A 24162-nucleotide genomic window follows, 5' to 3' on the forward strand; every position below is an offset into this window, starting at 1 on the left:
TGAATGTCACACAGCCTGGAAAAACTACAGCACTGCAATTTGCAGGCGCCGCGCTTGTGGTTGCGTTGCCAAAAGGACGAAACACCAATGTCTGACCTTCGAAAAATCAACATCGACGGGACTGAGGTTGAGGTAGACGGGGCGATGACCCTGATCCAGGCCTGTGAGCAGGCAGGGGTGGAAATCCCGCGCTTCTGTTATCACGAGCGGCTCTCAATCGCGGGCAATTGCCGGATGTGTCTGGTCGAGGTTGTGGGCGGCCCACCGAAACCGGCGGCCTCCTGCGCGATGCAGGTGCGCGATCTGCGTCCCGGTCCCGAAGGACAGGCGCCGCAGGTCAAGACCAACTCGCCCATGGTCAAGAAGGCCCGCGAGGGCGTGATGGAGTTCCTGTTGATCAACCACCCGCTGGATTGCCCGATCTGCGATCAGGGCGGCGAGTGCGATTTGCAAGACCAGGCAATGGCTTATGGCGTGAACTTCAGCCGTTTTCGCGAGGCCAAGCGCGCTGTGGATGACCTCGATCTGGGGCCGCTGGTCGAGACGCACATGACTCGTTGCATCTCCTGCACGCGCTGCGTGCGCTTCACCAGCGAAGTGGCGGGAATCACTCAGATGGGCCAGACCGGCCGTGGCGAGGATGCCGAGATCACCTCATATCTGGGCGAGACGTTGGTCAGCAACCTGCAGGGCAATATCATCGATCTTTGCCCGGTTGGCGCGCTGACCTCGAAGCCCTACGCCTTCACCGCCCGTCCGTGGGAGTTGACCAAGACCGAGAGCATCGACGTGATGGATGCGCTGGGCTCGAACATCCGGGTCGACACCAAGGGGCGCGAAGTGATGCGCATGCTGCCGCGCAACCATGACGGCGTGAACGAGGAATGGATTTCCGACAAGACCCGCTTTGTCTGGGACGGGCTGCGTCGGCAGCGGCTGGATCGGCCTTACGTGCGGGTAGACGGCAAGCTGAAACCGGCCACATGGCCCGAGGCGTTGTCGGCGGCGGCTGCGGCGATTAACGGCGCTGAAAAACTGGCCGGGATCGTCGGCGATCTGGCCCCGGTCGAGGCCGCTTTTGCGCTGAAACAGATGGTCGAGGGCAAGGGCGGCGTCGTGGAATGTCGTACCGATGGGGCCAAGCTGCCCGCAGGCAATCGCGCGGCTTATGTCGGGACCGCCGCCATCGAAGATATCGACAGCGCCGAACGTATCCTGCTGATCGGGACCAACCCGCGCGACGAGGCTCCGGTGCTGAACGCGCGCATCCGCAAGGCGTGGTCGCATGGCGCGCAGGTGGCGCTGGTCGGGCCTTCGGTTGATCTGACCTATGAGTATTATCACGCAGGCGATGATCGGGCGGCGCTGCAAAAGGTCGTCGACATGGGCGGCGACGCGAAAATTCGCGGCAAACGTTCGCTGGTGATCGTCGGGCAGGGTGCTTTGCAGGAGGCCGACGGTGCCGCCGTTCTGGCCGCCGCGCAAACCATTGCAGCAAATACCGAAAGCGGGCTTCTGGTCCTGCATACCGCTGCGGGCCGCGTTGGCGCGCTGGACGTGGATGCCACCAATGATCGCGGCATGGACGCGGTCGCAGAGGCCGACGTGATCTACAATCTCGGCGGTGATGAAGTCGAGATCGGCGAGGGTGCTTTTGTGATCTATCAGGGCAGCCACGGCGACCGGGGCGCGCATCGTGCCGACGTGATCCTGTCGGGCGCGGCCTATACCGAAGAGGCGGGACTGTTCGTCAACACCGAAGGCCGCCCGCAGCTTGCCATGCGCGCGGGCTTCGCGCCCGGTGACGCAAAAGAGAACTGGGCCATCCTGCGCGCGCTGTCGGCGGAACTGGGCGAGGCGCTGCCCTATGACACGCTGGCGCAGCTGCGCCAAACCCTGATCAAAGCGGTGCCGCATCTGAAACAGGTCGATCAAGTCATCGAGAATGAAGGCGAGCCGCTGTCGCCCGGTGCGCTGGGCCAGGCCAGCTTCCGTTATGCTCTGCGCGATTTCTACCTGACCAACCCGATTGCGCGAGCCAGCCAGTTGATGGCGGAACTGTCGGCGCAAGCCAAGGCGCGCGGCGGTGAGAAGATCGCCGCCGAATGATCCGACCCGCGCTCATATCGCTAGCCCTCGCGGCCGCCTGCACCCAAGAACCGCAGGAAGAGGTGTCGCAATTCGCGCCCGACTATCTGGGGATCGAAACAGTGTCGCTCGACAGTGATCTGGTGCAAATCGACCTCCGCATGCGCGGCGCGCGCGATGCGGCGGATGTGGATCGCTATGGCAAATGCGCCGTGGCCGAATACGCGCTGAGCCAAGGCTATGGGTTTGCGCGGCATTTACGCACGAATCTCGATGAAAAGGGTGGCGTGTGGACAGCGGATGCTGTTTACACCATCTCGCCGACCCTGCCACGCGGTCTCAACACCATTGACGCAGAGGTCATGGTCGCGGATTGCGCGGAAAACGGAATACCCACGGTGTGAGGACGCATGGCAGATTTCTTTAGCACCCCAGGCGGCATAGCCCTGATCATTTTGGCGCAAGTCATTGCGGTCGTGGCCTTCGTGATGATCTCGCTGCTGTTTCTGGTCTACGGTGATCGCAAGATCTGGGCCGCCGTGCAGATGCGTCGGGGGCCGAACGTGGTCGGCGTTTATGGCCTGTTGCAATCGGTGGCCGATGCGCTGAAATACGTGGTGAAAGAGGTGGTCATCCCCGCCGGGGCCGACCGCACCGTGTTCATCCTCGCACCGCTGACATCCTTCGTGCTGGCGATGATCGCCTGGGCGGTGATCCCGTTCAACGATGGCTGGGTGCTGAGCGATATCAACGTCGCCATCCTCTATGTCTTTGCCGTCTCCTCGCTGGAGGTCTATGGCGTGATCATGGGCGGCTGGGCATCGAACTCAAAATATCCGTTCCTCGGATGTTTGCGCTCTGCGGCGCAAATGATTTCCTACGAAGTCTCGATCGGCCTGATCATCATCGGCGTCATCATCTCGACCGGATCAATGAATTTCGGCGCGATCGTGCAAGCGCAGGACGGCAATCTGGGCCTCTTCAACTGGTACTGGCTGCCGCATTTCCCGATGGTCTTCCTGTTCTTCATCTCGGCCTTGGCCGAGACCAACCGGCCGCCGTTTGATCTGCCCGAGGCGGAATCGGAACTGGTTGCTGGCTATCAGGTCGAATATTCCGCCACGCCCTTCCTGCTGTTCATGGCGGGCGAATATATCGCCATCTTCCTGATGTGCGCCCTGACTTCGCTGCTGTTCTTCGGCGGCTGGCTGTCGCCCATTCCCGGCCTGCCCGACGGGGTGCTGTGGATGGTCGCCAAGATGGCGTTCTTCTTCTTTCTCTTCGCGATGGTCAAGGCGATCACCCCGCGCTACCGCTATGACCAGCTGATGCGGTTGGGCTGGAAAGTCTTCCTACCCTTCTCGCTGGGTTGGGTCGTATTCGTGGCCTTCGCCGCCAAATTCGACTGGTTCTGGGGCGCGTTCGCCCGTTGGGGCACCGGAGGCTGATATGACCCAGATCGACTATACCCGCGCCGCCAAATACTTCCTGCTGCAGGATTTCTGGAAGGGCATGAAGCTGGGGCTGAAATACTTCTTTGGCCCCAAGGCCACCATCAACTACCCGCATGAAAAAGGCCCGCTTTCGCCGCGGTTCCGGGGCGAGCATGCGCTCAGACGCTATCCCAATGGCGAAGAGCGCTGCATTGCCTGCAAACTGTGCGAGGCGATCTGCCCGGCACAGGCCATCACCATCGATGCTGAGCCGCGCGAGGATGGCTCCCGCCGCACCACGCGCTATGACATCGACATGACTAAGTGCATCTACTGCGGCTTTTGTCAGGAGGCCTGCCCGGTGGATGCCATTGTTGAAGGCCCGAATTTCGAATTCGCGACCGAAACCCGCGAAGAGCTGTTTTATGACAAGGAAAAGCTCCTTGATAACGGCGAACGCTGGGAGGCCGAGATCGCACGCAATCTGGAACTGGACGCGCCCTACCGATGAATGACACGCCCAAAAACCCGTTCGAAGCGATGATGGCGCAGGCTCAGGAAATGGCCAAGGCGCTCAACCCCGCGCTTGAAAGCTTCTCACCCAAAGGATTCGAGGCGCTGTGGCCGACCATGCCCAAGGAAGTCATGGAAATGATGTTCGGCAACGCGGTCAACAAGGATGGGCTGGACGCCAAGACCCGCCTGCTGCTGACGCTGGCTGGGCTGACCTGTCAGGGTGCGCAGGCCGACACGGCGGTGCGCCAGACCGTGCGCCACGCGTTGGAGGCAGGTGCGCGCAAGCAGGAGATCGTCGAGACGATCGGTCAGATGTCGGTCTTTGCCGGCATCCCGGCCATGACCCGCGCGCTGGAACTGGCCAAAGAGGTAATGGGCGAAAGCGAGGAAGACGAGACATGACGGTATTTGCCTTCTACCTCTTTGCAATCTGCGCCATAGCGGGTGGTCTATTCACCGTGATCAGCCGCCAGCCGGTGCATTCGGTGCTGTGGCTGATCCTGTCTTTCCTGTCCTCGGCGGGGCTGTTTGTGCTGCTCGGGGCCGAGTTCGTCGCCATGCTGCTGATCATCGTCTATGTGGGCGCGGTGGCAGTGCTGTTCCTGTTTGTCGTGATGATGCTCGACGTGGATTTCGCCGAGCTCAAGGCCGAGATGGCGCGTTACATGCCGCTGGCGCTGCTGATCGGGCTGGTGATCCTGATGCAGTTCGTCATGGCTTTTGGCGCCTGGGAAAGCGCACAAGCGGCCGAGAGCCTGCGCGCGCAGGTGATACCCACCGACATGCACAACACGCAGGCTTTGGGTGTGATCCTCTACGACCAGTATTTTCTGCTGTTCCAACTTGCGGGCCTGATCCTGCTGGTCGCCATGATCGGTGCCATCGTCCTGACCCTGCGCCACCGTCAGGACATCAAGCGCCAGGACATCATCGCTCAGATGATGCGCGATCCGGCGCAGGCGATGGAGTTGAAAGACGTGAAACCGGGGCAGGGGCTGTGACTATGCGCGGGCGGACAAGGATCACCACTGAGATTGTCGCAGTCTGCGGTCTGCTTGTTTTGGCAGGTGGTGCGAGTGCGGCTGAGAATGAGATCGAAAACCCGCTCGATACGGTGAACAAGCATTTCGAAGCAGCGAGCAAGGATTTTGGCGGTGGCCTCACGCAGTTGCACGCCCGCAAGGAAGGGGCCGATGGTACCGAGCACCTGATCTATCACTTCGATTGTTCGAACAATCGATATGATCTGCTCTCTAGTGATGCGGCAGAGCCCGACACCCTGCCTGAGGTATCGGATGCGCCTCTCGCCGACCCGTTTGGCCCCGATGACCCCGTTGCGCCGTTGGCGCAGCATACCTGTACGAAATACGGCTATCCGTTGCTGGAATGGTGAGAATATGATTGGACTTGAACATTACCTGACCGTTGCGGCGACCCTGTTCGTCATTGGCATTTTTGGCCTGTTCCTGAACCGCAAGAATGTGATCATCCTGCTGATGAGCATCGAGCTGATGCTGCTGGCGGTGAATATCAACCTTGTGGCCTTTTCCAGCTTTCTGGGAGATCTCGTCGGGCAGGTCTTTACGCTCTTTGTGCTGACCGTCGCCGCGGCCGAGGCGGCCATCGGGTTGGCCATTCTGGTCTGTTTCTTCCGCAACCGCGGCACCATCGCCGTCGAAGACGTCAACGTAATGAAGGGCTGAGGAACTCATGGAAACCACAATCCTCTTTGCCCCGCTGGTGGGGGCCATCCTGTGCGGGTTTGGCTGGAAGTTCATCGGCGAGAAGGCAGCGATGTGGACGGCGACGGGGCTATTGTTCCTGGCCTGTATCCTCAGTTGGATCGTTTTCTTCACCTTCGACGGCGTGACTCAGCAGATTCCGGTGATGCGCTTCATCGAAAGCGGGTCGCTCAGCACCGAATGGGGGATCCGGCTGGACCGGCTGACCGCGATCATGCTGATCGTGGTGACGACCGTCTCGGCGCTCGTGCATCTATATTCCTTCGGCTACATGGATCACGATCCTGCGTTCCGCGAGGGTGAGAGCTATAAGCCGCGCTTCTTTGCCTATCTCAGCTTCTTCACCTTCTCGATGCTGGCGCTGGTGACCTCGGACAATCTGGTGCAGATGTTCTTTGGCTGGGAGGGCGTGGGCGTCGCATCCTACCTGTTGATCGGGTTCTATTACCGCAAGCCAAGCGCCAATGCGGCGGCGATCAAGGCATTTGTGGTGAACCGCGTGGGCGATTTCGGCTTTGCGCTTGGCATCTTCGCGCTGTTCTTTCTGGTCGACAGCATCAATTTCTCGGATGTCTTCGTCTCGGGGCCAAAACTGGCCGAGACGCAGCTGACCTTCCTCTGGGGTGAATGGTCAGCGATCGAGGTGATCTGCGTGCTGCTCTTCATCGGTGCGATGGGCAAGTCGGCGCAGTTGATCCTGCACACCTGGCTGCCGGACGCGATGGAAGGCCCGACGCCGGTCTCGGCACTGATCCATGCGGCAACCATGGTGACGGCGGGCGTGTTCCTGGTCTGCCGCATGTCGCCGCTGATGGAATTCGCGCCGAACGCCACCGCGTTCATCACCTTCCTTGGTGCGGCCACGGCGTTTTTTGCCGCTACGATTGGTCTGGTGCAGACCGATATCAAGCGCGTCATCGCCTATTCGACCTGTTCGCAGCTGGGCTACATGTTCGTGGCTGCAGGCGTGGGCATGTATTCGGCGGCGATGTTCCACCTGTTGACGCATGCGTTCTTCAAGGCGCTCCTGTTCCTTGGTGCGGGCTCGGTCATCCACGCCATGCATCATGAACAAGACATGATGAACTATGGCGGGCTGCGCAAAAAGATCCCCTATACTTATTGGGGCATGATGTTCGGCACGCTGGCGATTACCGGGGTTGGCATTCCGCTGACCGGTATCGGCTTTGCCGGGTTCCTGTCCAAGGACGCGATCATCGAAAGCGCCTGGGCCGGTGGCACCGGATTTGCCTTCTGGGCACTGGTCATCGCGGCGGCCTTCACCGCCTTCTACAGCTGGCGGCTGATCTTCCTGACCTTCTATGGCGAGGCGCGCGGCAACAAGCACACCCATGACCACGCCCATGAAAGCCCGATGACCATGCTGGTGCCGCTGGGCGTGCTGAGCCTCGGCGCGATCTTTGCCGGTATGCTCTGGTATGGCTCGTTCTTCGGGCATGCCGATCAGGTGGGAAAATTCTATGGTATCCCGGTGGCCGAGGCCTCGGAACATGCCGAGGGGCATGACGCGGACACCCATGCCGAACATGTGGCCGATGGCACCGCCGAGGAGCATCACGACACGGCAGAGGGCGATGCGCACGCCGAGGACACGGCCCATGCTGACAGCGAAACAGGCGATGCCGCGCATGGCGGTGACCATCACTATGTCTTTGCGGGTGAGCCCGGCGAGGGCGGGATTTATATGGCCCCGGACAACCACGTGCTGGACGATGCCCATGCTTCACCGAAATGGGTCAAGGTCTCACCCTTCGTGGCGATGGCTTTGGGATTCCTGCTGGCCTATCTCTTCTACATCGTGAACCCGTCGCTGCCCGGACGGCTGGCCGAAAATCAGCGCCCGCTTTACCTGTTCCTGCTGAACAAGTGGTACTTTGACGAGATCTATGACGCGATCTTCGTGCGTCCGACGCTGGCGCTGGGCCGCTTCCTGTGGAAGCGCGGCGATGGCAACACCATTGACGGCTTCCTGAACGGGGTCGCGATGGGCGTGGTGCCGTTCTTTACTCGGCTCGCGGGCAAGGCGCAGTCGGGCTACATCTTCACCTATGCGTTCTACATGGTGCTGGGCATTGCCGCCCTTGTCACCTGGATGTCGATCGGCGGAGGGGCGCACTGATGGACAACATTCTTTCCATTGTTCTCGTCATTCCGGCCATTGCGGCGCTGATCCTGGCTGTTTTCCTACGCGGAGAAGACGCTGCCGCGCAGCGCAATGCCAAGATGGTGGCGCTGTTTGCAACGACCATCACCTTTCTGGTGTCCCTCGGCGTCTATACCGGCTTTGATCCCGAAAATACCGGCTTCCAGATGGTGGAAGAACGCGCTTGGCTGATGGGGCTGAAATACAAGGTCGGCGTGGACGGGATCAGCGTTCTTTTCGTGCTGCTGACCACCTTCATCATGCCGCTGACCATTCTGGCCAGCTGGAACGTGACGGACCGGGTCAAGGAATACATGATTGCCTTCCTGCTCTTGGAAACGCTGATGCTGGGTGTGTTCCTGGCGCTGGACCTGGTGCTGTTCTACCTGTTCTTCGAGGCGGGGCTGATCCCGATGTTCCTGATCATCGGCATCTGGGGCGGCAAGGAGCGGATCTATGCCAGCTTCAAGTTCTTCCTCTACACCTTCCTCGGCTCGGTGCTGATGCTGGTGGCGATGGTGGCGATGTATGCGGATGCGCAGACCACCGATATCGTTGCGCTGATGGGGCACCAGTTCTCGTCTGAAAGCTTCAGCGTGCTGGGCGTCTATATCGTCGGTGGCATGCAGACGCTGATGTTCATCGCCTTCTTTGCCAGCTTTGCGGTCAAGATGCCGATGTGGCCGGTCCATACCTGGTTGCCGGATGCCCACGTGCAGGCCCCCACAGCGGGCTCGGTCGTGCTGGCCGCCATCCTGCTGAAGATGGGCGGTTATGGTTTCTTGCGATTCTCGTTGCCGATGTTCCCGGTAGGGTCCGAGGTGATGACGCCGCTGGTCCTGTGGATGTCGGCCATCGCGGTGGTTTACACCTCGCTGGTGGCGCTGGTGCAGGAAGACATGAAAAAGCTCATCGCCTATTCCTCGGTCGCGCATATGGGGTTTGTGACCATGGGAATCTTTGCCGCGAACCAGCAGGGCGTCGATGGTGCGATTTTCCAGATGCTCAGCCACGGCTTCATTTCGGCGGCGCTCTTCCTCTGTGTTGGGGTGATCTATGACCGGATGCACACCCGCGATATCGAGGCATATGGAGGGTTGGTGAACCGGATGCCTGCCTATGCGCTGGTCTTCATGCTGTTCACAATGGCCAATGTGGGCCTGCCAGGTACCTCCGGGTTTATCGGGGAATTCCTGACGCTGATGGGGGCGTTCCAGGTCAACACCTGGGTGACTGCCGTGGCCGCATCCGGCGTGATCTTTTCTGCGGCCTATGCGCTGTGGCTCTATCGCCGGGTGGTCTTTGGCGACCTGATCAAGGAGAGCTTGAAATCGATCCGCGACATGAATTCGCGCGAGCGGCTGATCTTTGCGCCGCTGATCGCGATGACTCTGCTGCTGGGTGTCTACCCGTCGCTTGTGACCGATGTAATCGGCCCGTCGACAACTGCATTGATTTCGACCTATGACACGGCGCTGGCCGCGGCCGAGGCCGCCACCCAGCACGCATCGAACTGAGGGGGCCGGAGATGATCCAGGCTGATCTGACCGTAATCCTGCCCGAGATTGTGCTGTCCGTCTATGCGATGGCCGCGCTGATCGGGGCTGTCTATACGCGCAAGGATGCGCTGGGGCCGCTTCTGGTCTGGACCACTGCCGGGCTGATGGCGGCGCTGGCGATCTGGATCGCGGTGCAGCCAAACGCCACGCAGGTGGCCTTCAACGGCATGTTCATCAATGACGGATTCGCGCGGTTTGCCAAGGTTGCTGTGCTGCTGTCGGCGGCGGTGATCCTGGTCATGAGCCAGGACTATATGTCGCGCCGGGGGCTGTTGCGGTTTGAGTACCCGCTGCTGATCGCTTTGGCAGCCGTGGGCATGATGATGATGGTCAGCGCCGGTGATCTGATGTCGCTTTATATGGGGCTGGAGCTGCAATCGCTGTCGCTTTATGTGGTGGCCGCCCTGCGCCGCGACAGTGCGAAATCGACCGAGGCCGGTCTGAAATATTTCGTGCTGGGCGCGCTGAGTTCCGGGCTGCTGCTATACGGCGCGTCGCTGGTCTATGGCTTTGCGGGCACCACGCTCTTTACCGGGATCATCCAGACTGCCACCCATGGTGATATGTCATTGGGGATGCTCTTTGGCTTGATCTTCCTGATCTCGGGCCTGGCCTTCAAAGTGTCTGCCGTACCCTTCCACATGTGGACCCCCGACGTCTACGAGGGCTCGCCAACGCCGATCACGGCCTTTTTCGCCACTGCGCCGAAAGTGGCTGCGATGGCACTGTTTGCGCGGGTGATGCATGACGCTTTCGGTGGTGCCGTGACGGACTGGCAGCAGGTGATCGTCCTGCTTTCGGTGTTGTCGATGTTCCTGGGTGCGATTGCAGCGATCGGGCAGCGCAACATCAAGCGGCTGATGGCGTTCTCCTCGATCGCCCATATGGGTTACGGGTTGATCGGCCTAGCCGCCGGGACCGAAATGGGCATTAAGGCGATGCTGATGTATCTGGCGATCTATGTGACGATGAATGTCGGCACCTTCGCCTTTATCCTGATGATGGAGCGGGACGGCCAGCCGGTCACCGATATCGACGCGCTGCGCCAATATTCGCGCCGCGAACCGGCCAAGGCGCTGGCCGTGATGATCCTGATGTTCAGCCTGGCGGGCGTGCCGCCGATGCTGGGCTTCTTCGCCAAGTTCGGAGTCTGGCAGGCCGGGATCTCGGCCGATCTGTTCGGGCTTGTCGTGGCCTCGGCCATCGCCTCGGTGATCGGCGCGTTCTATTACTTGCGCATCGTTTTCTACATGTATTTCGGGGCCGAGAACGAAGACCAACTCGACACCAATTCTTCGCCGGTCCTGTGGGGTGCGCTGATGGCCTCGGCGGCGCTGATGATCGTCGGTGTGTTCTATCAGTTCGGCGTCGAAGGTGCGGCGGCGGCAGCGGCAGCAACCCTTGTCAACTGATAGCATGTCCAATCACCCACACCGGGCCCGGTTGCTGAACCGGGCCTTTTTGCCATGAGCATCTGGCCTGAAGCCTATGGCAAGCGGGTGCTGGACGAGGTCGACAGCACCCTGAACGAGGCTGCAAGGATCGCGCCTGCGCTGACCGGGCCCGAATGGATCCTGGCCCATCGCCAAACCGCCGCGCGCGGACGTCGCGGGCGGGCCTGGGCCAATCCGACCGGTAATCTGGCTGCCACCTTGGTTATGCGCCCGTTCGGAACCGCCGAAAACGCCGCGCTGCGCAGCTTTATCGCCGCGCTTGCCCTGTTCGATGCCTGTGTCGCTGTGACCGGGCGTGCGAACGGGCTAACGTTGAAATGGCCCAACGACGTGCTGCTCAACGGTGGCAAGTTGGCAGGCATCCTGCTGGAAAGCGCGGGCCAGGGGCAGGGTGTCAACTATCTGGCCATCGGTATCGGTGTGAACCTGGCTGAGGCCCCGGCTGCCGCACAGGTCGAGGACGGTGCGCTGCGCCCGGTCTCGCTGTTTTCGGAGACCGGTGCGCTGGTCACGCCCGAGGATTTCCTGACCGAACTCGCCGCCGCTTTTGCCCGCTACGAGACGCAGTTCCAGAGCTATGGCTTCGAGCCGATCCGGCAGGCCTGGCTCGCCCGTGCTGCTAGGCTGGGCGAGGTGATTACTGCGCGGACCTCCACCAATGAAACGGTCGGCACGTTCGAGACGGTGGACGGGCAGGGCAATCTTGTCCTATTGACCGCCAAAGGCCGCGCTAGCATTCCTGCGGCGGATATCTATTTCTGAGGACCAAAGCGCATGCTACTGGCGATTGATTGCGGCAATACCAATACCGTGTTCTCGATCTGGGATGGGCAGGAGTTTCTGTGCACCCTGCGCACCTCGACCCACCATTCACGCACGGCGGATGCCTATTTCACCTGGTACTCGACGCTGGTGAAACATTACGGGATCGAGGCGGAAATAACCGATGTGGTGATCTCGTCCACGGTGCCGCGCGTGGTGTTCAACCTGCGGGTCTTCGCGGACCGGTTCTTTGGCTGCCGCCCGCTGGTAGTGGGCAAGCCCGACTGTCTGCTGCCCTTTCCGCCCCGCGTGGATGAGGGCACACAGGTCGGCCCCGACCGGCTGGTCAACACCGCCGGGGCCTTTGACCGGCATGGCGGCGATTTGATCGTGGTGGATTTCGGCACTGCGACCACCTTCGACGTGGTAGCGCATGACGGTGCTTATGTGGGCGGCGTGATCTCGCCCGGCGTCAACCTGAGCCTCGAAGCGCTGCACCTGGCGGCGGCTGCGTTGCCGCATGTGGATATCTCGAAACCGCAGAAAGTGATCGGCACCAATACCGTGGAGTGCATCCAGTCCGGTGTGTTCTGGGGCTATGTCGGTCTGGTGCGCGAGGTCTGCGAACGGATACGGGGCGAATATGGCAGCCCGATGAAAATTGTCGCAACCGGGGGGCTGGCACCGTTGTTCCAGCAATCCGCCCAGTTGTTCGACACATTCGAAGACGATCTGACGATGCACGGATTGACCGTGATCCATCGCTATAACAAGGATAGTGGCTCTCAATGAGCAGTGAACGATTGATTTACCTTCCCCTTGGCGGGGCGGGCGAGATAGGCATGAACGCCTATGTGTATGGCTATGGCGCACCGGGCAAGGAACGGCTGATCCTGGTTGATCTGGGCGTGGCCTTTCCCGATATGGATACGACGCCCGGCGTCGACCTGATCTTTGCCGATCTTACCTGGCTGAAAGAACGCGCTGACCGGCTCGAGGCGATCTTTGTCACCCATGCGCATGAGGATCATGTGGGCGCGGTCTCGCTCAACTATGCAGCGCTGAACGTGCCGGTCTATGCCCGCGCTTTCACCGCCAATATCGCGCGGCGCAAGATGGAGGAGCGTGGCCACGCGCCAGAGGCCGTGCGCACGGCCTCGCCCTGGCCCGAACAGATCGAGGCCGGGCCGTTCAAGGTGGGCTTCCTGCCGGTGTCGCATTCGATCCCGGAAAGTGCCGGACTGGTCATCGACACGCCCGGCGGGCGGATCGTGCATTCGGGTGATTTCAAGCTGGATGCAGATCCCGTGGTGGGTGAGGCGTTTGACCCCGATCTCTGGGCCGAAGTGGCGAAATCCGGGGTGAAAGCGCTGGTCTGCGACAGCACCAACGTGTTTTCGTCCCATCCGGGCCGCTCCGAATCCGAGGTCGGACCGGAGATCACCAAGCTGGTGGCCGGGGCCAAGGGCATGGTGGTCGCCACAACCTTCGCCTCGAATGTGGCGCGTGTGAAAACCCTGGCCGAGGCGGGCGCGCGGGCAGGGCGATCTGTCGTGTTGCTGGGCCGTGCCATGCGGCGGATGATCGAAGCGGCGGTCGAGACCGGCGTGCTCAGCGATTTTCCCAAGGTCATCAGCCCGGAAGAGGCGCAGGATGTTCCGCGTGGCAATCTGATGCTGATCGTGACCGGCAGCCAGGGCGAGCGCCGCGCTGCCAGCGCGCAGCTTGCTCGCGGCAAGTATCGCGGGCTGTCGCTGGCCGAAGGCGATCTGTTCCTGTTCTCGTCCAAAACCATTCCCGGCAACGAAAAGGGTGTGATCCGCATCATGAACCAGCTCAGCGAAATGGGCGTGGACGTGGTTGATGACAGTTCGGGGCTTTATCATGTCTCAGGCCATGCCAACCGCCCCGATCTGGAGCGCGTGCATCAGATCGTCGATCCGCAGATGGTGATCCCGATGCATGGCGAACACCGTCACTTGCGCGAACACGCGAAACTGGCCGAGGCCGCAGGCCGCGCCGGGATCGTCGCGGTCAATGGCATGATGCTGGACCTCAGCGGCAACGCGCCCAAGGTTGCCGACTATATCGAAACGGGTCGCACCTATCTGGATGGCAGCGTCCAGATCGGCGCTCTGGACGGGGTGGTACGTGATCGTATCCGCATGGCGCTGAACGGCCATGTGATCGTGACAGCCATTCTGGACGAAGAGGATGAGCCGCTGGGCGAACCCTGGTGCGACACCAAGGGCCTGCCGGAAACCGGCAACTCGCGCGCGGCGCTGATCGAGGTGCTGGAAGAGGATTTGAACCAGTTCCTGATGCGGGCCGACAAGAAGACCCTGCGCGACGATGACAAGCTGGAAGAGGCGCTGCGCCGGATCACCCGCCAGTCTGCCCTGACCGAGATCGGCCGCAAACCGGAAGTGACGGTGGTGGTAAGCCGGATGCGCTGACCGGTTCAGTCGTCGGTCATATGGTGCCCACGCAGACGCAGGAACAGGCTCTGCTCGTCATCATTGCGAAAGAACGGAACCGAGGCGGGCGGGGTCATGTCCTGCGTCCGCTCGGTGATCTCGGCCAAGACCACCTCAGTAATGAAGGGCAGGTCGAATGTTCGCACCTCGCTCAGCGGGATCCATTGCAGATGCGACAGCTCGTCCGAGGCGCGCGAGAAATCGTCGGGATCACCGATGATGTGGGCCGCGTCGATCAAGAAAAACCGCGCGTCAAAGCGGCGCGGGCGACCGGGCGGTGTAATGGCGCGAAAGACGAACTGCAGACCTTGTGCCGAGGGCAGGTGCTTGGTCGCGGCGTAATCCTGCCAATCGTCGGGCACCGGTCCGTTCCACGTGCCGGGCTGGCCCAGGATCAGGCCGGTTTCCTCCCACAGTTCACGGATCGCGGCGACAGCAAGGGCGCTGCCGATATCTTCGGGCACATCTTCCGTCAGACGGTCACGGCACAGCGTGGGCAGCGGCGCGGCTAGCGCGATTTCACGGTCAGCGGCATCCACCGCACCACCGGGAAAAACGAACTTGTTGGGCATGAAGGCCGCCTTGGCCCCGCGCTGCCCCATCAGCACCGATGGGTTCGTCTCACGATCCCGCAATACGATGACGGTCGCGGCGTTCCGGATTGCTGTCTTGTCTTCGCTCATGCCCCAGCCTGTCTTGCGGGGCTCAGTCTGCCTGCCCGAAACCGTGCATGCGCCGCGCCCATTGATAGGCGACAACCGCGCCCTTCAGTCTGGGCAGAAGGTAGAGCGAGAGCGCCAGGCAACCAACCGCAAATATCAAAAACAGCGTCAGAGGTTCTGGACGCCATTGCACGAAGGTCACGTGCAGCGCCGGGGCCATCAGGTGACCGACCAGCAGAATGGTCAGATAGGCGGGCCCGTCATCGGCGCGGTGGTGATAGAAATCCTGACCGCATTCGCCGCAGGTATCATGCACCTTGAGATATTTGAACAGCAGCGACCCCTTGCCGCAGCGCGGACATTTGCGACGGAACCCCTTGGCCAGCGCAGGCCAGGTGGGACGATCTGATACGGGTTGGGTCGCTTCAATGGCTTGATCGGTCATGGTGCCCTCAATGCAAATCACCCGCCCTATTGCCCTGAAACGGCGCGACAGAAAAGGGTCTAGATCTGTCTTGCGTCCCCATGTCGCAAAAGGTGACAGGCCCGGGCATCTTAACACGCGCGCGGGGTGTCTGGAAAAAGTTTGTCCAGTCCGCGACGGATTTCAGTTTGGCCTGCGTTTGACCTACATGATCGGCGGCAGCGGGCCGTCGCACAAGAAAAGGAAGATCAGGATGAAACATGCAGGCTTTATCGGTGGGGTTGTTGTTCTGGCGACGGCAATCGCCGCAAGCAGCGCAATGGCCAAAGGGCCGGGCAAGGGCGTTGCCTTCGAGGTGCTGGATGCCGATGGCAACGGTCAGGTCACCATCGAAGAGGTGCAGGCCTGGCAGGAGCAGCGGTTCACTTCGGTCGACACCGATGGCAGCGGCATGCTGAGCCTCGAAGAGTTGCAGGCCGCAGGGCAGGCAAAAGCCAATGAGAAGGCGGCAAAGATGCTTGAACGTCGCGACGCCAACGGCGATGGTCAACTCAGCCAGGACGAGCTGCCCAAGCGGCGTGATCCGGCCAAGATGTTCGATCGGATGGACGCCAATGACGATGGCACTATCTCGCAGCAGGAATTCGCGGATGCGGGCCACAAGATGGGCAGGAAGCACGGCAAGCACAAGCACGGTGACGCGCAACAGAACTGATCCGTGTGGAAGACCTGCCGGTGATATCTTCGGCTGGGTCCGGTGACATCTCGACCGTGACCGGGCTCAGCGACGATACCCTGCTTGTGATGTTCGCCAAGGGCGACAGGCAGGCGGTGGTCGAGCTAACCAATCGGCTCGGCCCCCGGACCTATGCGGTGGCGCTGCGAGTATTGGGCAATCGGGCCGAGGCCGAGGATGTGGCACAAGAAACGATGATCCGGCTCTGGCGCATGGCCCCGGACTGGCAACAGGGGCAGGCCAAGGTGTCGACCTGGCTCTATCGGGTGACGCTGAACCTTTGCCTTGACATCAAGCGTCGCAAGAAACCGCTGGATATCGACGCGGTGCCTGAGCCTGAAGACAGCGCGCCGGGCCCGGCTGACAGGCTACAGGACGCGGCCCGACATGACGCCTTGCAGGCCGCCCTGATGCTACTGCCCGACAGGCAGCGCGAGGCGGTTGTATTGCGGCATATCGAAGAGCTGTCGAACCCCGAGATCGCGGGGATCATGGACATCAGCGTCGAGGCGGTCGAAAGTCTGACTGCCCGGGGCAAAAGAGCACTTGCCAAGGCCTTGGCCGACCGGCGTGCGGAATTGGGATATGGCGATGACTGAAGATGACAAGGAACTGGAGGCCCTGTTTGCCGACGCGCGCAACTCGCGGGACGAAATGCCCGATGGCCTGGCTACGCTCATGATGGCGGATGCGGTCCGCATTCAGCAGGATCATCTGACACAAGCCGAACCGATTCGAACCCGCCCCGGTCTTTGGGATCAGATACAGTCCTTGCTTGGCGGTTGGGCCGGGCTGGGCGGGCTTGCTGCGGCCAGCGCCGCCGGGGTCTGGATCGGTCTGGCACCGCCGGAATTCCTGCCGGATCCCGCCGGCATGGTGTTTCAGCAGGAGGAAGATCTGGAGCTGTTTCAGAGCTTTGCCTTCAATGATGTCACGCTGGAGGAGGGGTAAATGGCCGAAACCGTCTACAGAACCCGGACCTGGGTCAAACTGCTGCTTGGCGTCTCGCTGGCCTTGAACCTGGCGGTTGCGGGGTTGGCCGTTGGCGCGATGCTGCGCTTTGGCGGGCATGATCACAAGCGCCCGATGCCAAAAACGGTGGGATCCATGCTCTACCGGGCCTTGCCCGATGACGACCGCAAGACACTGCGCACGCAGACGCGTGAGTTGCACAAAGCCCGGCAGGGCGCCAAGGGCGCGGACCTGAAGGCGGTGATTGCCATGCTGGATGCCGATCCGTTTGATCCGCAGGCGTTGCGTTTGGTGATCAGCGAACAGGCCGAGGCCCGCAGCGCGGTTTTCATGGCGATGCAGAACGCCTGGATCGAGCAGGTTCTGACCATGGATGATGCCGAGCGGCAGGTCTATGCAGAAAGGTTGGAAGAGCTGGCACAGCGCGGGCGCAAAAAGGGTAGCAAGAAGTAACCTCAGCCGGCCTGCTGCAGCATGTAACAGTTTCGCCCCGCATGTTTGGCGTCATAAAGCGCCTTGTCGGCCTGCGCGATCAGGCGGTCGATATCACTTTGTCCCGATGCCGTGTTCTCGGGCTCGCCCACCACGACACCGATGCTGGCCGTGACCAGGATGGGGGCGTTGCCAGCACCCACCTTGAAGGGCTGCGCGTTGATCTGTCGGCACAGGCGCGCCGCAACACGGTCCGCATCCTCGCGGGGCGTGTTGGGCAACGCGACCATGAATTCCTCGCCCCCGATCCGGGCAATTAGGTCCTGCGCGCGCAGGTTGCTGCGCAGGCGGTGGGCGGTTTCGATCAGCACCGCGTCGCCTGCCGCATGTCCATAGGTGTCGTTGATCGCTTTGAAGTGATCGAGATCGACCATCATCACGGCAAAACCCGCATCGGGTGTCTTGGGCCCGCGCAGCAGCCGGCCCAAAGCGGGCAGGGCATATCGGCGATTATAAAGCCCGGTCATCGAATCCCGTGTTGCCGCCCTCAACCCTGCCTGCACGCTGTCGCGGTAGCGGTCGGCGCGGGCCTTGCGGCGCAACAGCGTCTCCAGCCGCAGCGCAACCTCACGGGCGCAGAACCCGCCAATCAACACGTCATCGGCCCCCAGATCCAGCGCGGTTGCAGCGCGCTGGGTGCTGGGCAGTTTGGGCACCGCGATCACGGCGGCGTTGCGGGTCAACCCACGCGCGCGCAGATCAGCCAGCAGGCGCAGGCCTGCCGCTCCTTCCGAAAGCTCCACAATGAGCGCATCCGGCGCGGCCTGACCGGGCAGGCCATGAAGCCCGTTGCAGGTGACAAGATCCAGCCGGTGGCCCACCTGCTCGCGCAGTTGCGTGCGCCAGACCGCTCCGGTGCCGCAGCTTTGCGCGATCACTGCGACCGAGGCGGTCCGCTCTGCCGGGGCAAAGGGGCTGGGCGCTTCGTCGAACCCCACCGCTTGCGACGCGGATTGGCGCTGCAACTCGCCCAGATTGCCATGGATACGGATCAGGCTGCGGATACGGGCCAGCAGGATCACGTCATTGCAGGGCTGGCACAGTACATCGTGTATGCCCGCCGCCAGCGCCCGCAGCTTTGCGCCGCGATCATTCTGGCGCGCGATCGCGATCATCGGAATGTTGGCGGTGCCGCTTTCAGCCTGCAGCATTCGGTGGAGCCCCAGCGCATCGCCATCGGGCAGGTCCATCGCCGAGATGATCAGGTCGGGATGCGTGCGGTGGATCAGCGGCATCACGCCTTCAAGCGTTGCGGCCTGTACCACATGATACCATGCGGCCGACAACTGAACCTTCAGCATGATCCGGTTGGTGGACACGCCGTCCAGTATCAAAATCGTTCCCTGCATCGAAGCATCCTATCGACAAGTGCTTTTCATTCCTTCCGATTTGTTTAAGAAACTGGTTAAGAATCCCTTTCCGTAGCCGTAAAGACCGGAGGCTCGATGACCTTTTCCGCCCCTGCAGCCGAGACGCTGGCGCTGCGCGCGCTGACCTGGCTGGTCGGAAATGACGAGTTGCTGCCGATCTTTCTGGGATCGACCGGCGCAGATGAGGCGCAACTGCGCGCAAGCGCCGGAGATTCTGAGTTTCTGCTCTCGGTGCTGGATTTCCTGATGATGGACGATGCCTGGATCGTTGCCTTTTGTGATGCCAACACCGTTCCCTATGACCAACCGATGCAGGCCCGTGCTGCCCTAGCGGGCGAGGCCGGGATGCACTGGACCTGACCCACCAAACCGGAGACCCTGATGCAGATCGACGCCATTCTGTTTGACAAGGACGGAACCCTGTTTGACTTCGCCACCACGTGGGAGACCTTTGCCTGTGCCCTTATGATGAAGCTGGCAGAGGGTGACCATACTCGCGCGGCGCAGCTGGGTGAAGTGATCGGCTTTGACCTGCACGCCCGTCGTTACCACCCCGACAGCATCGTGATTGCGGGAACGCCCGCAGAAATCGTCGAGGTGCTCGCGCCTTCCATACCCGGCATGACCAAGCCCGAACTCATCGACATGCTGAATCATGAGGCCTCCAAGGCCCCGCAGGCCGAGGCGGTGCCGCTGATCCCGTTTCTCGATCACCTGCGTGGCCAGGGTATCAAGCTTGGCGTTGCCACCAACGACGCCGAAGCGCCTGCACGCGTGCACCTGGGCGGGGCCGGGGTGCAGGACCGGTTCGATTTTATTGCGGGGTCGGACAGCGGCCATGGGGCCAAGCCCGAACCTGGGCAGTTGCTTGCCTTCGCCACTTATGTCGACGTCGCGCCCGAACATGTCGCCATGGTCGGCGACAGCACTCATGACCTGATCGCGGGCCGCGCCGCGGGGATGCGGACCGTGGGCGTGCTGACTGGCCCGGCGCCAGTGCAAGAACTTGCCCCTCATGCGGATGTGGTCCTGAACAATATCGGCGAAATCCCGGCCTGGCTGGGTCTCTAGCGCGCCTCAACTCGCAAAACCGCCGGTAAAGGATTGAAAAGCGACGTTACAGGTCGCGGACAGAGCGGCAGCGCGCGGCGCATCTGAGGCTTCCTCGAAAGAAGCGAAGGGAGATGTGCCATGAACCAGAGCGCCACACGCAGGAAACGGGGCGGAGGCCGTGCCGGTGCCGCCGCCCGGCGGGGATCAGCGGTCATCGAGCAGATGCCCTGGCGCATCCCGGTCAATATCGACCGACCCGTCGAACCGCTTGGCCCCGAAGGCATCGAGGCCATCCATGACGGCGCGATGCGCATCCTCGAAGAAATCGGAGTTGTCTTCCTGAACGAAGAAGCACTGGGCATCCTGCGCGAGGCCGGGTGCTCGGTCGAGGGTGACGTGGTGCGGATGGGCCGTGATTTCGTCATGGAGATGGTGGGCAAGGCCCCCAGCCAGTTCACGCTCACTCCGCGCAATCCCGACCGCCAGTTGACGGTGGGGGGCAATGCCATGTTGTTTGGCAATGTCTCTTCGCCGCCGAATTACTGGGATATGGAGATTGGCAAGAAGGTCTCGGGCAATCGCGAGCAATGCCGGAACCTGTTGAAGCTGACGCAATATTTCAACTGCATCCACTTCGCGGGCGGGTATCCGGTGGAGCCGGTCGATATCCATGCCTCGGTCCGGCATCTGGATGTGCTCTATGACAAACTGACGCTCAGCGACAAGGTGATGCACGCCTATTCGCTGGGCAAAGAACGGGTCGAAGACGTGATGGAGATGGTGCGCATCGCCGGGGGCTTGAGCGATGAAGAGTTCGAAGCTTCGCCGCGCATGTATACCAACATCAACTCGACCTCGCCGCTCAAGCACGACTACCCGATGATCGATGGTTGCCTCCGGCTGGCGCGGCGGGGACAGGCGATTGTGGTGACGCCCTTCACGCTGGCCGGTGCGATGGCGCCTGTCACGATGGCGGGTGCAGTGGCGCAATCGCTGGCCGAGGCGCTTTGCGCGATCGCACTATTTCAGTATGTCAGGCCGGGAATTCCCTGTGTTATCGGGACCTTCACGTCCAATGTTGACATGAAATCGGGCGCGCCTGCCTTTGGCACGCCGGAATATATGCGCTCCACCCAGATGACCGGACAGATGGCGCGGTTCTACGGCTTGCCGATGCGGTCCTCGGGCGTCTGCGCCGCAAATGTGCCTGATGGTCAGGCGATGTGGGAGACCTCGAATTCGCTCTGGGCGGCGGTGCAATCGGGCACCAACATGGTCTATCACGCGGCCGGATGGCTTGAGGGCGGGCTGATCGCCAGCCCCGAGAAGTTCATCATGGATTGCGAGATTCTACAGCATATTCAGCGCTATATGGAGCCTTCTGTAACCGCGACAACGCCTCAGGACATCGCGCTGGAGGCGATTAGCGAAGTCGGAAATGACGGTCATTTCTTTGGCATTCAACACACTCAGGACCGCTATAGCACAGCCTTCTACCAACCCTATCTGAGCGATTGGCGCAACTTCGAAGCTTGGGAAGAGGCAGGCGCAATCTGGACGGCGGAGCGTGCCCATCACATGTTCAAAGAGATCATCGGCGCGTTCGAGGCCCCGGCCATGGATGCGGGCATCCGTGACGAGTTGGCCGATTTCGTGGCACGCAGAAAGGCCGAAGGCGGCGCGCCCACTGATTTCTGACCCGAATATTTTTTGATCACCCTGGCATGTTGGGACTTTCTTAATCCTTTCGGCGCGACACTGTGCCGACGCAGATTGGGGTGAGGTCATGCATGGGCTTATAAACAGGGCGATCCAATCCTTCGTGTGCCACAGTTTTGGCCGCGAATGCTGGCTGCGGGTGACCGAAGCCGCCGAGCTCGGGTTTGTCGAATTCGAACCGATGCTGGTCTATGAAAACAACTGTACCGACAAGCTGCTGGTTGAGATCGTGCGCGATCTGGGCCGCAACCGGCGCGACCTGTTGGAAGATCTTGGAACATATCTGGTCTCGAACCCCAATACCGAATCTCTGCGGCGCCTGTTGCGATTCGGTGGGGTAACCTATGTGGAATTCCTGCATTCGCTGGACGATCTGCCCGACCGGGCACGCATGGCGGTGTCCGACCTGACGCTGCCCGGGTTGGAATTGCGCGAGTACGCGCTTGGCCATTATACGCTGACTTGCCAGCCGGGTCTGCCGGGCTATGCCGATGTCATGACCGGTGTGCTGCGTGCCATGGCAGATGATTATGGCGCATTGGCGATCCTCGATCACAAGGGGGTGACGGGCAATGCCGAGATCATCGAGATCACCTTGATCGAAAGCTCTTTTGCCGAAGGGCGCAGTTTCGAATTGGGGGCGCGCGCGGGATGACCGAGGCCGAGCTTGGAGAAATGTTGGGGCGGCTTTGTCCGATGCATCTGACACTGAACGCCACCGGGCATGTGACAGAGGCCGGTGCCACAATCCGCAAGCTGCGCCCGGGCAGCAGCTTGCTGGGCGCGCGGTTTCTGGACCTGTTCGAGGTTTTGCGCCCGCGCCGCGTCATGTCGATGGAGGAACTGCTAACCGTGTCCGAAGGGCGGCTGCACCTGCGCTTCCGCGACGATCCGCAGACCGCGCTGAAGGCCAGTCTTGCACCGCTGGGAGAGGGGGCGGTGGTGAACATGTCGTTTGGTATCTCGCTTTTGGATGCGGTGGGCGATTACGGGCTCAGCGGGGCTGACTTCGCGCATACCGATCTGGCGATTGAACTGCTCTACTTGATCGAGGCGAAATCAGCCGCCATGGAGGCGTCGCGCAATCTCAATGCCCGGCTTCAGGGCGCCAAGATCGCCGCCGAGGAACAGGCGTTCTCCGACACGCTGACCGGCCTGAAGAATCGCCGCGCGCTGGACCTGATCCTGCATCGCTATCTGGGCGCGGCAGTGCCGTTTGCGCTGATGCATGTGGATCTGGACTATTTCAAAACCGTCAACGACACGTTGGGCCATGCTGCGGGCGATCACGTGCTGCAACAGGTCGCGCGTATCATGGTGGACGTGACCCGCAGCGACGACACCGTGGCGCGGGTTGGCGGGGATGAGTTCGTGATTGTCTTTCCCAAGCTGCGGGACCGACATAAGCTGGACACGATCGCGAGACGGCTGATCGAACGTCTGGAAACTCCTATCGGTTATAATGCAGAGGAATGCCGCATTTCCGGCAGCATGGGCACCGTGCTGTCCGACCAACTGACGGGGGTCGAGGCGGGCGAACTGCTGCATGCCGCCGATCTAGCACTTTATGCGGCCAAGCATGGCGGTCGCGCCGGGCACCGATTCTTTGACCCGTCGATGATCGCGCCGCCTTTGCCCTGTGCCCCGGAACCCCCGGACTGCATCAATTGACCCGGCATTGCACCGCAATCGGACCGGCGGATTTTCACGACCCTGTATGCGCGCACAAAGACGGGGGCTTGCGGCCCGCGAAGCCTGCGTCATAAACTCGCCGAAAGTGGTTAGGAGGCGCATCGCACCCCAACAGGGACGGGCGCCTGGGTGATTATGCGGTTTCTCGTTGCGGCTTTCGCCTTCGTGCTTGTCACCCTGATTGGTGTCTCTGCCACGTTGCTTCTGCAATCGTGTGGTGTTCGCCTGCCGTTTTCCGACCGCGTGATCTCGTTCTGCGAAGACCCCGCGTCTGAACGTCTCCGGGCTGATCTGGCCCGGAGTGACGTCACCAATGCTGATCTGATCGCGCGGGTGAAACAATTGGAACACGAGCTGGCGCTCTATTACTGCAAGGCAGATCCGCCGCCCCCTCCGCCGCCGCCGCCACCCCCTCCGCCACCGCCACCGCCGAAACCCAAGACCCCCAGCGGGCTGGACCCGGACGCGTTCGACAACAAGGACATCTCGGTGATGGAGGGCTGCTGGGAGCTGTCATCGGATTATGCGGTGCGCGAAATCAACACCGGCAAGATCGAACGGTTCCGCTATTGGCGCATCTGTTTCGACCGCAACGGCAACGGTACGCAGGTGATGCGCTCGACCGGTGGGATCCGCTGCGAGGGGCGTCTGTCCGGGCGGTTGCCTGGCAATGGCCGCCTGACAATGCGCGAGCCGGGTAACCTGCAATGCGACAACGGCTCGTCCATTTTCCGCCGCGACATAAATTGCAGCATCGACAATCGCGGCAACGCAAATTGCGATACCTATCAACCGGAAACCAACGGCCGCAGCTCTGCAACGCTGCGGCGGGCGCGGAGGTAACCTC

At 61.5% G+C, this 24162-nt stretch carries 27 protein-coding genes; 24 read left to right on the forward strand and 3 right to left on the reverse strand.

The window, feature by feature from the left end; genetic code table 11:
* The first annotated feature begins 87 nt into the window (after positions 1-87).
* The 14 genes from nuoG to AB1E33_RS11410 are packed head-to-tail and all read left to right on the forward strand — an operon-like array spanning position 88 to position 14174.
* Complete coding sequence (gene nuoG / locus AB1E33_RS11345) at positions 88-2109, forward strand: NADH-quinone oxidoreductase subunit NuoG (RefSeq protein ID WP_372577390.1); 2022 nt, start codon at positions 88-90, stop codon at positions 2107-2109.
* Complete coding sequence (locus AB1E33_RS11350; RefSeq protein ID WP_372577391.1) at positions 2106-2492, forward strand: YNQ4 family lipoprotein; 387 nt, start codon at positions 2106-2108, stop codon at positions 2490-2492. Before nuoG ends, AB1E33_RS11350 begins: the two co-directional genes overlap by 4 nt.
* A 6-nt stretch (positions 2493-2498) precedes the next feature.
* Entirely contained in the window at positions 2499-3536 is a 1038-nt protein-coding gene (gene nuoH, locus AB1E33_RS11355) for an NADH-quinone oxidoreductase subunit NuoH (protein ID WP_372577392.1), read from the forward strand.
* Position 3537: 1 nt separating this feature from the next.
* A complete protein-coding gene (nuoI, locus tag AB1E33_RS11360; protein ID WP_372577393.1) occupies positions 3538-4032 on the forward strand; it encodes an NADH-quinone oxidoreductase subunit NuoI in 495 nt (164 codons plus the stop codon).
* On the forward strand, positions 4029-4439 hold the full coding sequence (locus AB1E33_RS11365) for a carboxymuconolactone decarboxylase family protein (protein ID WP_372577394.1): 411 nt from the start codon (positions 4029-4031) through the stop codon (positions 4437-4439). Before nuoI ends, AB1E33_RS11365 begins: the two co-directional genes overlap by 4 nt.
* A complete protein-coding gene (locus AB1E33_RS11370) occupies positions 4436-5038 on the forward strand; it encodes an NADH-quinone oxidoreductase subunit J (RefSeq protein WP_372577395.1) in 603 nt (200 codons plus the stop codon). The genes AB1E33_RS11365 and AB1E33_RS11370 overlap by 4 nt, the downstream gene beginning before the upstream one ends.
* Positions 5039-5040: 2 nt before the next feature.
* A complete protein-coding gene (locus AB1E33_RS11375) occupies positions 5041-5430 on the forward strand; it encodes a hypothetical protein (protein ID WP_372577396.1) in 390 nt (129 codons plus the stop codon).
* Between the two features lie 4 nt (positions 5431-5434).
* Positions 5435-5740 (forward strand): NADH-quinone oxidoreductase subunit NuoK, encoded by a 306-nt coding sequence (gene nuoK / locus AB1E33_RS11380; protein ID WP_008553673.1) that lies wholly within the window; start codon positions 5435-5437, stop codon positions 5738-5740.
* 7 nt (positions 5741-5747) lie between these two features.
* On the forward strand, positions 5748-7919 hold the full coding sequence (gene nuoL, locus AB1E33_RS11385) for an NADH-quinone oxidoreductase subunit L (RefSeq protein WP_372577397.1): 2172 nt from the start codon (positions 5748-5750) through the stop codon (positions 7917-7919).
* The gene (locus AB1E33_RS11390) at positions 7919-9460 is read left to right on the forward strand and encodes an NADH-quinone oxidoreductase subunit M (RefSeq protein WP_372577398.1); all 1542 of its coding nucleotides are present in this window, start codon (positions 7919-7921) and stop codon (positions 9458-9460) included. Before nuoL ends, AB1E33_RS11390 begins: the two co-directional genes overlap by 1 nt.
* Before the next feature lie 11 nt (positions 9461-9471).
* Positions 9472-10914, forward strand: a complete 1443-nt coding sequence (gene nuoN / locus AB1E33_RS11395; protein WP_372577399.1) for an NADH-quinone oxidoreductase subunit NuoN — start codon at positions 9472-9474, stop codon at positions 10912-10914.
* A gap of 54 nt (positions 10915-10968) precedes the next feature.
* Positions 10969-11718: a biotin--[acetyl-CoA-carboxylase] ligase gene (locus tag AB1E33_RS11400; protein WP_372577400.1), complete on the forward strand. Its 750-nt coding sequence runs from the start codon at positions 10969-10971 to the stop codon at positions 11716-11718.
* A 12-nt stretch (positions 11719-11730) separates the two neighbouring features.
* Positions 11731-12510, forward strand: coding sequence for a type III pantothenate kinase (locus AB1E33_RS11405; protein ID WP_372577401.1), 780 nt, complete (start codon positions 11731-11733; stop codon positions 12508-12510).
* Positions 12507-14174 (forward strand): ribonuclease J, encoded by a 1668-nt coding sequence (locus tag AB1E33_RS11410; protein WP_372577402.1) that lies wholly within the window; start codon positions 12507-12509, stop codon positions 14172-14174. The genes AB1E33_RS11405 and AB1E33_RS11410 overlap by 4 nt, the downstream gene beginning before the upstream one ends.
* 5 nt (positions 14175-14179) lie before the next feature.
* On the opposite strand, the gene AB1E33_RS11415 is transcribed toward AB1E33_RS11410, so the two are convergent.
* Both AB1E33_RS11415 and AB1E33_RS11420 read right to left on the reverse strand, forming a co-directional pair.
* Positions 14180-14878: an NUDIX hydrolase gene (locus AB1E33_RS11415; protein ID WP_372577403.1), complete on the reverse strand. Its 699-nt coding sequence runs from the start codon at positions 14876-14878 to the stop codon at positions 14180-14182.
* Between the two features lie 22 nt (positions 14879-14900).
* A complete protein-coding gene (locus AB1E33_RS11420; protein WP_372577404.1) occupies positions 14901-15302 on the reverse strand; it encodes a DUF983 domain-containing protein in 402 nt (133 codons plus the stop codon).
* Positions 15303-15534: 232 nt separating this feature from the next.
* On the opposite strand from AB1E33_RS11420, the gene AB1E33_RS11425 reads away from it, so the two are divergent.
* From AB1E33_RS11425 to AB1E33_RS11440, 4 genes are read left to right on the forward strand one after another with little or no spacing between them, the layout of a single operon-like run.
* Entirely contained in the window at positions 15535-15996 is a 462-nt protein-coding gene (locus AB1E33_RS11425) for an EF-hand domain-containing protein (RefSeq protein WP_372577405.1), read from the forward strand.
* Positions 15997-16001: 5 nt separating this feature from the next.
* The gene (locus tag AB1E33_RS11430) at positions 16002-16616 is read left to right on the forward strand and encodes an RNA polymerase sigma factor (protein WP_372577406.1); all 615 of its coding nucleotides are present in this window, start codon (positions 16002-16004) and stop codon (positions 16614-16616) included.
* Positions 16609-16968, forward strand: coding sequence for a hypothetical protein (locus tag AB1E33_RS11435; RefSeq protein ID WP_372577407.1), 360 nt, complete (start codon positions 16609-16611; stop codon positions 16966-16968). Before AB1E33_RS11430 ends, AB1E33_RS11435 begins: the two co-directional genes overlap by 8 nt.
* Positions 16969-17442: a periplasmic heavy metal sensor gene (locus AB1E33_RS11440; RefSeq protein ID WP_372577408.1), complete on the forward strand. Its 474-nt coding sequence runs from the start codon at positions 16969-16971 to the stop codon at positions 17440-17442.
* Positions 17443-17444: 2 nt separating this feature from the next.
* Here the strand turns inward: AB1E33_RS11440 and AB1E33_RS11445 are convergent, their stop codons facing one another.
* Positions 17445-18830 carry a diguanylate cyclase domain-containing protein gene (locus AB1E33_RS11445; protein ID WP_372577409.1) on the reverse strand — a complete coding sequence of 462 codons (1386 nt, stop codon included), beginning with the start codon at positions 18828-18830 and terminating at the stop codon, positions 17445-17447.
* A gap of 96 nt (positions 18831-18926) precedes the next feature.
* On the opposite strand from AB1E33_RS11445, the gene AB1E33_RS11450 reads away from it, so the two are divergent.
* The 6 genes from AB1E33_RS11450 (at position 18927) to AB1E33_RS11475 (ending at position 24158) form a co-directional block, all read left to right on the forward strand.
* Complete coding sequence (locus AB1E33_RS11450) at positions 18927-19211, forward strand: DUF3572 domain-containing protein (RefSeq protein WP_372577410.1); 285 nt, start codon at positions 18927-18929, stop codon at positions 19209-19211.
* 21 nt (positions 19212-19232) lie between these two features.
* Positions 19233-19922: an HAD family hydrolase gene (locus AB1E33_RS11455; protein WP_372577411.1), complete on the forward strand. Its 690-nt coding sequence runs from the start codon at positions 19233-19235 to the stop codon at positions 19920-19922.
* A 120-nt stretch (positions 19923-20042) separates the two neighbouring features.
* Complete coding sequence (locus AB1E33_RS11460; RefSeq protein ID WP_372577412.1) at positions 20043-21602, forward strand: trimethylamine methyltransferase family protein; 1560 nt, start codon at positions 20043-20045, stop codon at positions 21600-21602.
* 88 nt (positions 21603-21690) lie between these two features.
* On the forward strand, positions 21691-22278 hold the full coding sequence (locus tag AB1E33_RS11465) for a heme NO-binding domain-containing protein (RefSeq protein WP_372577413.1): 588 nt from the start codon (positions 21691-21693) through the stop codon (positions 22276-22278).
* On the forward strand, positions 22275-23294 hold the full coding sequence (locus tag AB1E33_RS11470; protein WP_372577414.1) for a diguanylate cyclase domain-containing protein: 1020 nt from the start codon (positions 22275-22277) through the stop codon (positions 23292-23294). The genes AB1E33_RS11465 and AB1E33_RS11470 overlap by 4 nt, the downstream gene beginning before the upstream one ends.
* 156 nt (positions 23295-23450) lie before the next feature.
* Positions 23451-24158 (forward strand): hypothetical protein, encoded by a 708-nt coding sequence (locus tag AB1E33_RS11475; RefSeq protein WP_372577415.1) that lies wholly within the window; start codon positions 23451-23453, stop codon positions 24156-24158.
* Positions 24159-24162: the final 4 nt, after the last annotated feature.

The organism is Ruegeria hyattellae (genome assembly GCF_041537925.1).
GTDB lineage: Bacteria > Pseudomonadota > Alphaproteobacteria > Rhodobacterales > Rhodobacteraceae > Ruegeria_C.